Source organism: Sodalis sp. RH19, assembly GCF_047324215.1.
In the GTDB taxonomy this organism is placed as follows: domain Bacteria; phylum Pseudomonadota; class Gammaproteobacteria; order Enterobacterales; family Enterobacteriaceae; genus Acerihabitans.
Genome location: NZ_CP178734.1, coordinates 1,296,337 through 1,311,069, shown reverse-complemented (window position 1 = coordinate 1,311,069; position 14,733 = coordinate 1,296,337). Strand labels below are relative to the sequence as shown.

Genomic DNA, 14,733 nt, shown 5'->3' with positions numbered 1-14,733 from the left:
AAAAATCACCTATTCAGATAACGAGGTTATGATATGGCTAAGATTGTCAGTGCCATCAGTATGTCCCATGTTCCCGGTGCGCTTGGCTGGGCAGACGCGCCCTCCCCCGAGCAGCGAAAACGCCTGGCCGCCATACATGCGCGGTTGAAACACTGTATCGACGATACCAAACCAAATCTGATTATTGCGTTTTTAGACGATCATTTTGAAAACAATTTCCGCAACTTAATGCCGACCCTGGGCGTTCCAGTCAGTGACGCGAATATCGGGCCGGCGGAATATATGATGGAAGCGCTGAAATTCACTACTCAGCACAGCATTGCCAGTAATGCCGGCATTGCGCAAACGTTGCTTGAAAAATTGATTCATGGCGGGTTTGACGCAACACGCATGGGCGCGATTGAATATGGCAATAATCTGATGATGCCCCTGGTCTTCATCAACCCGGAATTCAATATTCCGGTGGTGCCAGTCTATATCAACGTCTTCTCTCCGCCGCTTATGCCGTATTCACGGGCCTACGATCTGGGGTTAAAAGTCCGCGAAATCATCGACACATTGCCTGATGACTATCGTATTCATTTTCTGGCGACAGGCGGGCTTTCGCACTGGCCGCCGGTATGGACTGAAGGCGCGCCGGAAGATGATAAGCTGCTGCAGCGCATGAAGGTGTATCAGACCATCGGTAAGGAAGCGCTGATTGACGACCCGACGCTGTATACCGATTTCGCCCAATATGAAATAGATATGATGAGCAAAATGGAATGGCCGCTCGGTAATAGCCATCCGCTGGTCAATGAAGAATGGGATAGGGAAATGCTGGAGCGCTTTGCCGCGGGTGATGTGGAATATATGCGCGCGCTGACCTATGAGGAAGTGGAGGAGCGCGGCGGACACGGCGGCCATGAGGCGCTCAACTGGGTGGCGCTGATGGGGGCGATGAAAGGCGCGCGCCCTGACTACGTTGCATATGAATCCGTACCGGAATGGATAACGGGAATGAGTTATTTAACTTACCCCGGTCAACAATAAACTTATTTCATACACATTTATCATCGGGAAAAGGAATTTCCTGCGTAAGCTACATTTAAATTAATTAATCTGGTCATAAGGCCATGGGAATATTTTATTCAGCCTGCGGCCAAGCCTTATTTTAAATACTGCCGATTATTGTTTTATTTAAAGATAAATGCGTACTTCATCTGAAAGTTGTAAGACGATGTTTACCAACATGATTGGAGAAGAACTGCCATGGCACGAATTGCAGTAGTTGGCGCTGGCATGGGCGGGCTGGCCTTTGCCTGCGCCATGAAAAACAGCAAACATGAGGTTATTGTGTATGAGCAGGCCAGAGAACTGGTTGAGCTTGGTGCGGGCATCTCGCTGTGGGCGAACGGCACGCGCCTGTTTGCCGAGCTGGGCATTGCGGCGCGCATGGCGGAATGTTCCTGTGAAACGGAAGCCGCGTTTTTTCGCAATGAAGACGGCAGCGTGGCGGCCTCGCAGTTGCTCGCCCGCGATAACTGGTACAGAAATGAATACGGGCACCCCTACTACGGCGCCTTCCGTACCGACCTGCAGGCGGCCTTGCTTGACGTTATCGGCAAAGAACATATCCGGCTGGGCAAACAGCTTACCCGTCTGGAGGATGCAGGCAGCGAAGCGAAACTTTACTGGGCTGATGGTTCGGTGGCGACGGCGGACCTGGTGGTGGGCGCCGACGGCATTAAATCCGTCGTCCGCAATGCGATCAGTGCCTCCGCCACGCCGGTATTCACCGGCAACAGCGCGTTTCGCGGACTGGCCAAAACCGCCGATCTCGACCTCCTTCCCGAACCGCATTCCTTTACCGACTGGATGGGCGATGGCAAGCACGTACTGAATTTTCCCATCGGGAAAAACTTTGCATATCAGACGATCGTGGTTTTTATGGATGGTCCGGAAATATGGCGGCAGGAAGCCTGGCGGGTCCCCGCCGACGCCGGCGCCATCGCCGGGATGTTTAACGGCTGGCATCCCGCCGTCGGGCAGCTTCTTGAACACGTTAACCTGTCCGAGCGCTGGGGGATGTTCCAGGTCAGCCCGATGGCGGCCTGGTATCGCGGGCGCGCCGTGCTCATCGGCGATGCCGCGCACGGCATGATGCCCCATCACGGCCAGGGCGCGATTTCATCGTTCGAAGATGCCGTCGCCCTCGCGCACATCATGAATAATGATGCCCTGGATTCCATCGAATCAAAGCTCGAGAGCTACCAACGCGAACGTAAAGCCCGTGGTGAAAGAATTCAGGCATCGTCGCGCCGGGTGAATGACTGTCTGCATCTTGCGCAGGGACCTGCCCGGGCGGAGCGTGATGCCGTGCTCAACAGTCTTGGCCGGCATTTTTCATGGCTACACGGCTACACGCTGGCCGTGTAACTTTCAGCGCAACGCGCGGCCGCGACGCCGAAGCAGGATACACCGGCGGTTCGCGGCCCTGGCTGGAAGTACCCTGCTTACGCCGTCAGACGGCGAATGGCCGAACAACGCAGCCGCATGGCCTGTTGGGCGATGGCTGAATGCGGGGCCAGCAACTCAAAACCGTGATTGACGCCGGGGTAGAGATGAAATTCCACCGGCACGCCGGCGGCGGCCAGATTTCCCGCCCAGGCCAGGTTCTCCGCGCAAAAGAGATCCAGCTCGCCCACGTCAATATACGTGGGGGCAAGTCCTGTAAAATCGTCCAGCCTGGCCGGGATAATGCGGTTCAGTTGTCCGTCATCCGCTCCGTCCGGGATCCTGGCGCGCCATGCGGTCTGTATTTCGCTGGCGGTGATGGTAAGAAAGGGCGATATTTCCGCTGTCGCATCCGTCGTCCGGTCATCCAGCATGGGGTAAACGAGGATCTGCCCGGCTAAGGCAATGTGTCGATCCCGCGCGAGAATGGCCGCGGACGCCGCGATCCCCCCGCCGCCGCTGTCACCCATCAGCACAATACGATCCGGTTCGATGGACAACTGCGCGCTGTTTTCCTGTAGCCAAGCCAGACCGCTAATAATTTGTTCCGCCTGGCTATCCCCCGCTATCTCCGGGGCAAGGTGATAATCCAGCGCCAGAAAACTGACGCCGCTTTGTGCCACATAGTTCGCCACTATTTTATGATAGGCGGCGATATCGGCGGAGACGCCGCCACCGCCATGCACAAAGAGCACCGTGCCGCGCGAGGGCTCGCCCGCGTTCTGATACCAGCGCGCCAGGCGTTTTTCATTACCCATGGGAATGAAAAATTCCCGGGTCTCTATGCCGGTCGCCTCGGGAAAATGGTCGTTAAGCAATGCGTAAAAGGCGTTGCTCTTGTCCCGCCAGCTCAGAACATCGCCGGGTTGAAAGGCGGGAAAACGTGCAAGCTCGGGCTGCAATTGTGCTAAACGTGCCGCAAGTTCACTGTCCATGACATAAGGCATCACATTTCTCCTGAAACCGTTGATTGACGCCGGTCAGTATTCCACACCATACTTTTGTCTGAAATGACATAAAAAGGGCTTTTTAGGACATGACGCGTCGCATTGGTTTTCTGATTTTTCCCGGTTTCAATCTGCTTGACCTTAGCGGGCCGCTCAGCGTGTTCGAGACCGCTAATCTCCACCTGCCGCCAAAGGAACAATTCCAGCTGGATGTGTGCGCCGTGCGGGCCGGGATGTTCGCCAGTTCCAATGGCCTGGCGGTACACGCCAGCGCTGGCGGAGGCAAACGATTCGATACCCTGGTGGTGGTGGGGGGCAGCGGCGTCGGCCGGGCAAGCTGCGATCCCGCGCTATTGGCGTTGCTGCGGGAGGATATTGCCCACCGCTATGTCTCCGTCTGCACCGGCGCTTTTGTGCTGGCGGCGGCGGGCAGGTTGGCAGGAAGAAAGGTGACCACCCACTGGCGCCGGGTGGCGGAACTGCAGCGTCTGGTCCCTGACGCCCGGCTGCTGGCCGACAGTATCGTGGTGCAGGATGATGATATCTGGACGTCGGCCGGAGCCACTGCCGGAATGGATATGGCGCTCGCGCTGGTCGCGGCGGAACACGGCGAGCCGCTGGCGCATCTTATTGCCCGGGAGTTGCTGATCCCCCGCCGTCGTACCCATGGCCAGTTGCAGTTTATGCGCATGCGGGATATTACCCCGCCTTCGCCACGGATCCAGCGGGTGCTGGCGTTTATCAACCGCAATCTGCGGGGTGACCTCTCCGTTACCATGATGGCGGAAGAGGCGCATCTCTCACCGCGCCAGTTTTCCCGGGAATTTGTCGCCAATACCGGTCTTTCCCCCGCGCGGGCCGTGGAGCGCTTGCGGGTGGAGTTTGCCCGCAGCCGGGTGGAAAACAGCAACCAGACGCTGGCGGCCATCGCGCTGGAGGCGGGTTTTAGTGATACTGCATTAATGCGAAAGGCCTTTTTACGCTGCCTTGGATCCACGCCGCAAAGAATGCGCAAGGTGCCATGGTGAATGCCGCTTCAGTCAGGTGAAATACAGCGCCGGATGAGCACAAAAGCCCGGCCATACTCTCCCTGGCAGGAAGCATACGTATAATGGAAATATGGAATACGATAAGAAAATAGCTAAGAAATAGAACGCTAGAATATCACATCATTACCTGAGTAAATCAGGGAATAGAGTAATCCCTTGCCTTCCTGCGTAACCTTTTCGATACCGTTAAATTTATGCATAGAGCCAAAGAAGCGGTTACGGTAGCTCATTTTATCATTATGGAACTCGCTCGGCCCCCTGATCGCTTGCACAATCGTGGCTCTGGCCAGGTTTTGCCGCACAAACGTATATATTTTCTTTACACCGTCATCTGATAAATCAAGATCGGATACACCCCCTTCATAAGTCATAATCCATATGGGTTTTTTATCTTTTAGAATCAACACGGTGCCATTGGTTTTGCGATAGCCTATAAAATAATTACGATAAATGTAATTATCTCTGGAATATTCGATAAGTTTCATATCCCCATTGGGGGAATCTTTTATGATGATATTCTCAGGAAAGCGATACAAAAAATGATTTGCTTCAACTATAAATGGGATCATTATATTTTACTTATACCCTCATTCGACACTCAGGTTATCCTAAAGCAAAACAAAAACAGCAAAATAAAAAAGCTGAAAAATGACATAAAACATTATGATGAAATTTATCGGCAACAGATGAAATGATGTGATTTTCGTGAGTATAGTCCACAGCGGGTTATTGTCAACAGCAGTGGCAGTCCATGCGACTGAGGTAGGGGAAAGCACGAAAAATCCCGGCGGGCGGTAATCTTCACAAAGAAGAGCCAATGTTCACCCGCCCTGGAGGGGCATCATTGGCGCCATTCCCAAATTTCAACCGGGCGACTTTTGAAATGTCTAACTACGCCGCGGCAAAAATAAACGCCGTCAGGATACGATTATAGCCGGTGGTCTACCCTTTATAAGTCGGTAAAGTCCGTATGAACAGGATGACGCTTTCGAAAGCCACCCTGCTGGAGGATATGAATAGAAGCTGAAGGTTTAAAATGAAGTCCATTCTTCATTGAGCGCTTTATTCATTGTGCCAGGCTTGGACGGGCTTTTTCTTTTTGCCATCTCCAAGGATTCACCAGCGGCGCTTTCCTGCGCGCGACCCACTCTGACCTTAAAGATAGCGACCATATCATTGAGATTTCTTGCCTGCTGTTCCAGGGAAATGGCGGCGGCCGAGGATTCCTGAACCAGCGCCGCGTTTTGTTGCGTGGTGGAATCCATCTCCACCATGGCTTTACTGATCTGATCAATGCCGTGGCTTTGTTCGGTTGACGACGTGGCGATTTCATCGATGATTTGGCTGACATGCGTCACCGACTGCACGATATCCCCCATGCTGGATCCCGCATGATTGACCAATTCCGTACCTGAGCTAATGCGCAGCACCGACTCGTTAATCAGGGATTCAATTTCTTTGGCGGCGGTAGCGCTTCGTTGCGCCAGCGTTCTTACCTCGCCGGCCACGACGGCGAATCCCCGTCCCTGCTCGCCTGCCCGCGCCGCTTCGACCGCGGCATTCAAGGCCAGGATGTTGGTTTGGAAAGCGATACTGTTGATGACACCGATAATGTCGGTGATTTTCTTTGAACTGTCGGCAATGCCGTTCATGGTCAGCACCACATTGTCGACGATTTCACCGCCTTTGCGCGCGTCGAGGGTGGCGCTGGCGGCCAGTTTATTTGCCTGCAGGGCATTATCCGCATTCAGCCTGACGGTCGAGGTCAGCTCTTCCATACTGGACGCTGTTTCCACGACGGCCGCCGACTGCTGTTCAGTCCTCGAGGCCAGATCCGTATTCCCGGCCGCGATTTGCGAAGACGCGCTGGCGAGGTGGCCGACGCTTTCCCGTATGCCCGTAATGATTTCGCTCAGTTTGGTGTTCATTGCGCCCATGGCGCGCGTGAGCTGGCCAAGCTCATCACCGGAATTGGAGGAGATCGCTGAGGTAAGGTCCCCGCGGGCAATGCGTTCCGCCATCGCCAGGTTTTCGATGATGGGGAGTGTTATTTGGCGGGTAATGTACCAGGCCGCCAATAATCCGACGAGGACCGCGGCTACCGCGAGCGCGGAGATGAAGACGATGGCGTCCGTAATGACTCTTTCATTATCATAATCCTGTGCTTCAATAAGATCGCTTGTCGCACTGTTAAGTTCGTCTGCAACGTTGCTCATGCTGTCAGAGGATTTTTGGCTTTCCACGGCTGCTGGGAAGTAAGCGTAGGTACTGGCCTTAATTTTTTGGAAATACGCCAACACGGGAATGACTACCGCTTTTTCTGAGTCGGGAAGCTTAGTAATGCTGGCGGAATAAAGGGTTTCGGCATCATTGTACGACGTCTTAAAAACCGCAAATGCGTCATCAGTATGTTGGGTTATCAGTGTATTCGCGGCATCACGCAGGTTGTCGAGCGACAGCGAAATGTCAAGGAGCGTTGCCCGTATACCAGGTTCAACGGAGGAATCCTGCATTTTTCTCTGCAGGTCATTCAAAACACGCTGTCCATTATCCTGCGTTATTTCTTTGGCAAGTGCGTTACTGTGAACAATATTAGCGAAAAATACATCCCGCAGCTGCTTATAATGCTTTATTTTTTCAGTTAATATTTCGTATTTATTTTTTGTATTGCCCTGCCAATGAGAGACGTCTTCTTTTTCGATTAAGACTTGCATACTGCTTAACGCTTCGCCATTGGCTTTGATCATCTGCTCATCCCCCGTTTGCATATACAACAGGCGATTCCTTCGGGCCAACTCAAGCAAATCGCCAATCTTGTTGGTGTGGTTTGTCCTGACCGCATTACGTTGAATCACATCTAAAGAGTAAATACTGTAACATGACATACCAATGATAATGACAATCAACATTACGAACCCAGTAAAAAGCTTCTTGCCTATGGAGAAATTACGAAACATCAATTTGCCGGTAAACATATAAAATCCCTTGTTAACATATGGATATGCTTTTTAGAATAATATTCAAGTATTCCAAAATGATAATATTTTCATGCTAAAAAGCTTATCGGCAAAAAACTTAATTTTCTTAAGACTAAATTAAGAAAAAGGATATAAAAAGTAAGCTTATGATTTATATGAATTAAATTTATTTACATTTCCCTTAAAACCAGAAAAATGGTGCAATTGTGCGTTTAATGATGAATTGCAATATGAAAAAAATAACATAAAATGCCGTAACTGCAATTTTATAGTGAGATATCTTCCTGAAGCTTCACTTAACCTAAATACATCAAAAAATCCCAGCTAAAATAAAAAATTCAAGAAATTTACGGTCTTTTGGCGTGATGCACATCAAGCTCTAATGACAAAAAAGTAAAAATTTAAAAATAAACATCCGCCAAAAAAATCACGAATTTATATAGCTTATTTATCAAAGATAAACACGTCCAAATTTAACGTGAGAGTGCTTATTTCAGGCATGCATTATTACTTTTCATCATGGATTTTTTCAGCCAGAGGTAGCGGGATTCCAGGCCCTGGCATCCCGTTGAACGCCAGGGCGTTTTTTATGGCCGCATAACGGGATAGTGTCAAAATCCCTATTGCACGACATTATATGCCCGCATACCACTCATAGCCGCGATCTTCCCAGTAGCCGCCTTTTCCGCTGCCCAGAGCATCAAACGCGGTAACGACTTCGATGCGCATCAGATACTTCGCATGCTTATAGCCGAGCTGTCTTTCAACCCGCAGACGCAGCGGCGCGCCATGGGCCACGGGCAGATCCCCGCCGTTCATGCCATAGGCCAGGAGAGTCTGGGGGTGGTAGGCATCGAGCAAATCGATACTTTCATAATAGCGGCCGCTGCCATCCAGCGTCCTCTCCAGCTCGTCCGCGCAATGGAACACCACGTAGCGGGCGCCCGGTTTCACTCCCGCCGCATCCAGCACCCGCCCCAGCGGAACGCCTTGCCATTTGCCGATGGCGCTCCATCCCTCGACGCAATCGTGCCGGGTGATCTGGGTACGGGCCGGAAACCGTTTCAGGTCGGACAGCGACAGGCTCAGCGGTTGCCGCACCAGCCCGTCCACCTGCAGACGCCAGTCGGCAAAGCCGCGCTCCAGCAAGCGGGCATAGTCCTCCGAGTCCGGCATCTGCGTTCCGTTGGCGCGAAAGACCGGCGACAGGTCGGCCTCAGTGTATTCCCGTGCCAGCGATTGACGCCCGAGCAGCATGCGTTGACTGCCCATGGTCAGCTTTTCCACCTTATCCAGCCATGCGGTCACTTGCGCGTTCTGCGTCAGGCCATCGCACCCGGTGAGCAATGTCCCCCCCGCCCCGGCGAGCAGGCCGGCCAGGAGACGCCGGCGTGAAAACTGAGGTTTCATGGCTTGTCTCCTGTTTCGTCAATGGCGTATCGGCCGCTAATCATCGAGCGCAGATTGTTCCAAAGGCCCGAGGCGACCACCATCGCCACATGCACGATGACGAACAGCACCAGGAAAGACGCGGTGAGGAAGTGCAGCGTGCGCGCCGAAGGACGTCCGCCGAACAGATCCGGCAGGAATGGAAACACGGCGTTGAGACCCGGCGACATCGCCAGTCCGGTCAACACCATAAGCGGGATCGCGCCGCCGACGACCGTCAGATAGGCCAGCTTTTGCAATGCGTTGTAGCGCCGCGCCGCTTCCCCCCTGGCGAAGCGCAGGCGCGCGTGGTCGATCACTTCCCGCCACAAATGGCGTAATGACAGCTGAGCCCTGGTAGGCAACAGGTCCCGCCGTAGGTGGCCGCGCCATAGCCCATGCGCCAGGTAGACCAGACCATTAATGACCAGCAGCCAGGCGAAGAAAAAATGCCAATGCCGTCCGGCGCCCAGATCGTGATAGGACGGTAGGGTAAGCCAGGTCGGGAATGCGCGTGCGGCCGCGGCGCCGTCTTCGCTGGAAACGCCGAGAAAGCCGGTGGTTTCGATGCCCAGCGGGCCGATTTGGATATAGCCGCGCGATGTATCGCCCAGTTGCCTGGCGCCAATGGCGATAAACGCCCGATCCGCGTCGGCGCCGTATTGCCCCCAGTAGAGCCGGGGATGGGCATTAAAAATCTGCAATCCGCTCAGTAACAGAATCGACAGGCAGAGGACGTTCACCCAATGCGTAATGCGTACAGGCAATGAGTGCCGCTTAACGAGCCGGCGGCGCCCAGGCGGGGCTGATGGGGTCGGCGCGCTTGATGTATCAGGTTTGTTCATGACAGGCTCCTTGACCGGCTGGCCGACACCGCCAGCCGGCGGGGGTGATTGATTACATCGGGGGAACAACGCCGTTTTTGCCGACGATAAGATTACCGGCGGAAAGCTCGCCGTCCGCGCCCTTCTCTGCGCTGACGAAAACCACCGAGCCGGGCTTCACATCCTCAGGTGTGGCCGGCGCCAGCGTGACGACCGGCGTGCCTTGCGCAATGGAAATCTTTTTTTCCCGGCCGTGATAGCTGACCGTAACGTCGCTGCTGCCCACCGACTTGACCGCATCGGCCACGGTGGCATTGGTCATCGTGCTGTTGGGCTTCAGATCCCAGCCGAAGCTGCCTTCCGCCGCGCCTTTCAGCTGGGGCGGGAAGATCAGCACTTCCAGCGCCCCGTCGCCCCCCGCCGATGTGGGGAGCGACGCGATGCCGACGTAGTCGCCCGGCTTAATGTCGGCGATACCGGCCTTGGCTACCGCCGAGACCCTCCAGCCGGGTTTCAGGGTGACCATGACGGCTTGGCCCTCGCGCGACGTCACCTGGAGCCGGTCACCCGTCAGGGCGGCGACGGTACCCCGTACCCTGACGCTGTTATCGGCGGCGGCAGCCGGCGTCAGAGCGCTGGACATAAGGAGCGCGCCGGTCAGGCCGAGGGCCAGGAAGCGGGTTATTCTTGGAACAGTCATGTTGAATCTCCTGAGCGATGCGGGCACCGCGATAGATTGATATGGCGCATTAAAAAGAAAAACCGTCGCAGGCGGCGCCTGGAAAGCCTGCGACGTGATAACAAACCCCGGTTGGCGGGTATGCACCCGCGACAGCGTAATCAACCTACTAGTTGGTAGGCTTACTGCAGCGCAAAAAACCCCCGGCCACCCCGTTCCGCTGGAGCGGATCAGGCTGACGCGGTCAAATGATGGATCGTAGGCTGGATAATGGACTGAAAAGTTTGCGGATTGCCATAGGCCCGGGCGGCCAGCATCGCGCCGTGGACCGTGGCCATGAAAGCGCCGGCCTCGACGGCCGCACTGGCGCGCAGGTGGAATTGCCCCTGGGCCGCGCCGTTCTGGAGCAGCGACGCGAGCCAGTCAGACTGATCCTGAAAATGCCCGCGGACTTCATCCGCCACCCGGACCGGGATTGTCAGCAGTTCGGCGGCCAGCATCGCGCAAATGCAAAAAGAAGACGTACCATCGCGAATGCAGGTGATCCAGTAATCGGCATAGGCGTTAAGCTCCGCCAGCGGGTCGGCGAGCTGGCTATCAAGGGCCGCCATGCCTGCCCGCGCCTCTTCCCGATACAGGGCGACCACGGTTCTGACCAGTTCTTCCTTGCTGGGGAAATGATGATGGATGCTGGCCTTGCTGATGTGTACCCGGGCGGAAATATCAGCATAGCTGAAGCTGTTATAGCCGCCGGCGGCCAGCAGTAACCGCGCATGGGCGGCGATTTCCGCGGCCTTGGGAGAAAGCTCTGCGTTCATGATAAAAGTCCATCGACCAAACAAAGGGGGTGCGGCGAATGCTGCTTTACCGGCATTGCGGCCCCCGCAATAATGCGGGCGGGGCCCGACACAGGAAAGCCAGAACGCCGTCGCGTGCAATCACCCTACTAGTTGGTAGCCTGGCTGTCAAGAGATCGATCACGCAGGGGCGGCCGGCTATATCCATGACGGCTGCCCGGCCGGAGCCTTTTAGCCCGGTTGCCCTTCCTTATGAAAATGCTGCACCAGCATATCGATGAACAGGCGTACCTTCGCCGCCAGATGTCTCCTGTCGGGATAAATGGCATGGATGGGTATCTCGCTGCCCTGGTATTGCGGGAATAATTTTACCAGCCGGTTTTTCCTCGCGTCATCCTCAGCCAGAAAGGACGGCAGGTAGGCAATGCCCATGCCTTCTACCGCGGCGTCCTTGATGGCCTCGCCGCTGTCAAAACGCAGGCGGCGGCGGCCGTCGATAAGGACCGGCGTCCCATCGGGCCCGGCCAGAGGCCAGGCGCCCGATGCGGAATGCAGGCCGTAGATAAGCCGCTGATGGCCGCTGAGGTCCGCTATGTTTTCTGGCGTGCCATAGCCTTGCAGATAGGCCGGCGCGGCATAAAGACAGGGACGGTATTTCGCAATCAGCCGGGCGACCATCAGCGAGTCGACGGGCATATCGCCCATGCGGATACCGAGATCGAACCCCTCTTCCACCAGGTCGACGACCCTGTCCGTAAAGCTGACCTCGACTTCCAGCTCCGGCCATGTTTTCAGGAATTGATTCAGCAACGGCAGGATAACTATCCTTCCGAAGGCCGCGGTCACGGTGAGGCGCAGCGTACCCCTGGGTTGCAGGCGGCCCTGCCTGACGCTGTGCTCGGCCTCGTCCAGATCGGACAGTATCTGCACGCAGCGCTCGTAAAAATTTTGCCCATCGGTTGTCAGCGACACCCTGCGGGTGGTGCGGTGCAGCAAGCGCGTACCCAGGTAGGCTTCCAGCCGTGCCAGCGACTTTCCGGCCGCGGAGCGGGTCAATCCCATGATTTTGCCGCCGGCGACAAAGCTGCCTGACTCGGCGATGGCCACAAAGGCACGCATGGTGTTGAGTTCAATTCCCCCGCCGCCATGCTGGCCGGCCGCGACGTGACGGACACTCACTGTAGAATCCTTTTCCCGAATGGTTGCGATAGAGTGATTGTGTAGAAACTTATTCACCCAGAAGGATATGCAATGTTACCTGTAAATGCCAGAAAAACGCTGGATGGCTGGATACAAGCGGCGCTGCCTGTGGTCCAGAAAATGAATGGCCAGAGCGAGGCCGGATGGCCCGAGGCGCGCGCGGCCTATACGGCTGGACTGGAAAGGTTATTCCCGGCGCCCGGCGGGGTGTCGTTTACCCCTGTTGATTTGGGCGGCGTCGCCGCGCTGCGGGTCACGCCGGAAAATGTGCTGGAGGACCGCGTGCTGTTCTATATACACGGGGGCGGCTATGTCCATGGCGGGATAAACGCCTACCGCGGCCTGGCCGGAAAATATGCCACGCTGCTGCGCGCCAGCGTCTATGTGCCCGATTACCGGCAAGCCCCGGAGCACCCGTTCCCGGTGCCGATTGAAGATACTTTTACCGCCTATCGCGCGCTGCTTGATAACGGCGTCGACCCGCGTTCCCTGGCGATATCCGGTGATTCGGCCGGCGGAGCGATGGTGGTGACCATTATGAGAAAAGCCAGGGACGCCGGCGTGCCCCTACCCGCCGCCGCCGTCGCCCTTTCACCCTGGGCGGATCTCACGCACAGCGGAAATTCGGCAACCGTCAGGGACGGTATCGATCCGCTGTGCAGCACGGCGTTTCTTAACCAACTGGCCCGTATATTCCTGGCCGGAGAATTGCCGACTCACCCTGATGCCTCGCCGATCTTCGCCGATGTCCGGGGGATTGCGCCCACCCTGATCCAAATTGGCGAAAATGAGGTCATGCTGAGCGGGGCCCTCCGCCTTGCGGCCCATCTCGGGGAAAGCCGGGTACGGACATCACTTGAGGTCTGGCCCGGCATGTTCCATGTCTGGCATTTGTTCTCCGGGGTTCTCCCCGAAGCCGACCAGGCGCTGCGTAACGCGGTGAGGTTTTTGGACGATGCCCTCCCCGCCGCGCCAGGCAATCCGTAAGCCCGCAACGCCGCATCGGCGGCGCGGCGTTTTCCCTTACGCGACGCAACACAGCGGCTATCAGGCCGCCGGGCGGCCCCCGTCACGCTCAGTGGGCAGGTTGCCGGCCGCTGGACGGCTGGCGTCCGCTTATTTTTTCCACAGTTTTTTACTGGCGAGGTCGGCGCCCGCGCGCAGGGCGCGGAATTTTTCCCGCACCACCGTGGGATGCACTTCCGTGCGATAGGTGGCCTGCGAAGAGAAACCGCAGTCGGCGCCGGCAATAACATTGTCGCGACCTACCCGTTCGGCAAAGCGGACCAGGCGTTCGGCAATCAGTTCCGGATGTTCCACGGTGTTGCTGGCATGGCATATCACGCCCGGGATCAACCGCTTGCCCGCCGGCAGCGTAATCTCTTCCCAGAGGTGGTATTCATGTTCGTGGCGTACATTGCCCGCCTCGAAGGAATAATCCGATGCGTTGATATTGAGCATATAGCGCACAAACTCCACGAAGGGCACATCGTGAATGCGCGGACCTTCGTTAATGCTGTAGCAGGTATGATAGCGAATTCTTTCCTGCGGCAGGCCCCGCAGCGCATGATTCAGGATCTCGACGTACTCGCCCGCCTTGCGGTGAATCGCCGCATTGTCCAGGGCGCGATCGGCAAACAGATCGGGCAGGAACGGATCGTCGATTTGCAGGCTGAATCCCGCGTCAATCACCGCTTTATACTCGACGCGCAGCGCCTCGGCCACCGCCGAGAGATACTCGCCTTCGCTGGCATAAAACGCATTGCTGCCCACGCCGGTCGGCGCCACCGACGGGACAAACGCCGAATGGGCGCTCACTTTACCCAATGCGGCCGCCAGGTTGGCCAGGTCGCGCTGCAATTGCGCCGTGCCGTGATAGGCGATAGGTCCGGTGCAGGCCACCGGGACGAATGGCACCAGGTTGCCGCCGAGCATCGCTTCGCCGAAATAGTGCTGATAATAATCGGGAAACGCCTCGATCTCCGCGTCAAAAGCCGTATAACGTTGCCCGGGGCGCGCAGAGAAGCCGCTCATGCGATCGCGGACATAGGCAAAGAAACCGACTTTGGATTGTTCACCGTCGGTAACGATATCAATGCCGTCATCGACCTGTTGCTGGACCGACTCGATCACCGCGTCTTTAATGCAGCGGTCCAGCTCCGCCTGATTATCCGCGCCGTCAATATTCGCCTTCATCAGATCCAGCAATTTCACAGGCCGTGGGAGACTGCCGACATGGGTGGTTAAAATACGTTCAGAGCCTTGCAGTGTGGACATTATTACCCTTCATCTGATGTCAAAATAGGTGAGAAAATAACTTACTATGGCCACAGGC

13 protein-coding genes are annotated in these 14,733 nt (G+C 55.9%); 4 read left to right on the top strand and 9 right to left on the bottom strand.

Annotated elements, in window-relative coordinates:
- Positions 1 to 33: 33 nt before the first annotated feature.
- Both ACL2XF_RS05895 and ACL2XF_RS05890 read left to right on the top strand, forming a co-directional pair.
- A complete protein-coding gene (locus tag ACL2XF_RS05895) occupies positions 34 to 1,032 on the top strand; it encodes an extradiol dioxygenase (RefSeq protein ID WP_410014776.1) in 999 nt (332 codons plus the stop codon).
- 219 nt (positions 1,033 to 1,251) lie between these two features.
- A complete protein-coding gene (locus ACL2XF_RS05890) occupies positions 1,252 to 2,418 on the top strand; it encodes an FAD-dependent oxidoreductase (RefSeq protein WP_410014775.1) in 1,167 nt (388 codons plus the stop codon).
- Between the two features lie 77 nt (positions 2,419 to 2,495).
- On the opposite strand, the gene ACL2XF_RS05885 is transcribed toward ACL2XF_RS05890, so the two are convergent.
- Entirely contained in the window at positions 2,496 to 3,443 is a 948-nt protein-coding gene (locus ACL2XF_RS05885; protein WP_413728215.1) for an alpha/beta hydrolase fold domain-containing protein, read from the bottom strand.
- An 89-nt stretch (positions 3,444 to 3,532) separates the two neighbouring features.
- Between ACL2XF_RS05885 and ACL2XF_RS05880 the strand changes: the two genes are divergently transcribed.
- Positions 3,533 to 4,471, top strand: a complete 939-nt coding sequence (locus ACL2XF_RS05880) for a GlxA family transcriptional regulator (RefSeq protein ID WP_410014773.1) — start codon at positions 3,533 to 3,535, stop codon at positions 4,469 to 4,471.
- A gap of 128 nt (positions 4,472 to 4,599) precedes the next feature.
- On the opposite strand, the gene ACL2XF_RS05875 is transcribed toward ACL2XF_RS05880, so the two are convergent.
- From ACL2XF_RS05875 to ACL2XF_RS05845, 7 genes are all read right to left on the bottom strand, one after another.
- Positions 4,600 to 5,061, bottom strand: a complete 462-nt coding sequence (locus ACL2XF_RS05875) for a DUF5680 domain-containing protein (RefSeq protein WP_410014772.1) — start codon at positions 5,059 to 5,061, stop codon at positions 4,600 to 4,602.
- A 462-nt stretch (positions 5,062 to 5,523) separates the two neighbouring features.
- Positions 5,524 to 7,467 carry a methyl-accepting chemotaxis protein gene (locus ACL2XF_RS05870; protein WP_410014771.1) on the bottom strand — a complete coding sequence of 648 codons (1,944 nt, stop codon included), beginning with the start codon at positions 7,465 to 7,467 and terminating at the stop codon, positions 5,524 to 5,526.
- 636 nt (positions 7,468 to 8,103) lie between these two features.
- On the bottom strand, positions 8,104 to 8,880 hold the full coding sequence (locus ACL2XF_RS05865) for a molybdopterin-binding protein (protein WP_410014770.1): 777 nt from the start codon (positions 8,878 to 8,880) through the stop codon (positions 8,104 to 8,106).
- Entirely contained in the window at positions 8,877 to 9,743 is an 867-nt protein-coding gene (locus tag ACL2XF_RS05860; protein WP_410014769.1) for a cytochrome b/b6 domain-containing protein, read from the bottom strand. The genes ACL2XF_RS05865 and ACL2XF_RS05860 overlap by 4 nt, the downstream gene beginning before the upstream one ends.
- Positions 9,744 to 9,795: 52 nt before the next feature.
- On the bottom strand, positions 9,796 to 10,422 hold the full coding sequence (locus ACL2XF_RS05855) for a hypothetical protein (RefSeq protein WP_410014768.1): 627 nt from the start codon (positions 10,420 to 10,422) through the stop codon (positions 9,796 to 9,798).
- A gap of 209 nt (positions 10,423 to 10,631) precedes the next feature.
- The gene (locus ACL2XF_RS05850) at positions 10,632 to 11,219 is read right to left on the bottom strand and encodes a TetR/AcrR family transcriptional regulator (RefSeq protein WP_410014767.1); all 588 of its coding nucleotides are present in this window, start codon (positions 11,217 to 11,219) and stop codon (positions 10,632 to 10,634) included.
- Between the two features lie 210 nt (positions 11,220 to 11,429).
- On the bottom strand, positions 11,430 to 12,377 hold the full coding sequence (locus ACL2XF_RS05845) for a LysR family transcriptional regulator (RefSeq protein WP_410014766.1): 948 nt from the start codon (positions 12,375 to 12,377) through the stop codon (positions 11,430 to 11,432).
- 72 nt (positions 12,378 to 12,449) lie between these two features.
- Here ACL2XF_RS05845 and ACL2XF_RS05840 point away from each other — a divergent pair, with 72 nt between their 5' ends.
- Positions 12,450 to 13,385, top strand: coding sequence for an alpha/beta hydrolase (locus ACL2XF_RS05840; protein WP_410014765.1), 936 nt, complete (start codon positions 12,450 to 12,452; stop codon positions 13,383 to 13,385).
- 129 nt (positions 13,386 to 13,514) lie between these two features.
- On the opposite strand, the gene ACL2XF_RS05835 is transcribed toward ACL2XF_RS05840, so the two are convergent.
- Positions 13,515 to 14,675: a cobalamin-independent methionine synthase II family protein gene (locus ACL2XF_RS05835; protein WP_410014764.1), complete on the bottom strand. Its 1,161-nt coding sequence runs from the start codon at positions 14,673 to 14,675 to the stop codon at positions 13,515 to 13,517.
- Between the last annotated feature and the right edge of the window lie 58 nt (positions 14,676 to 14,733).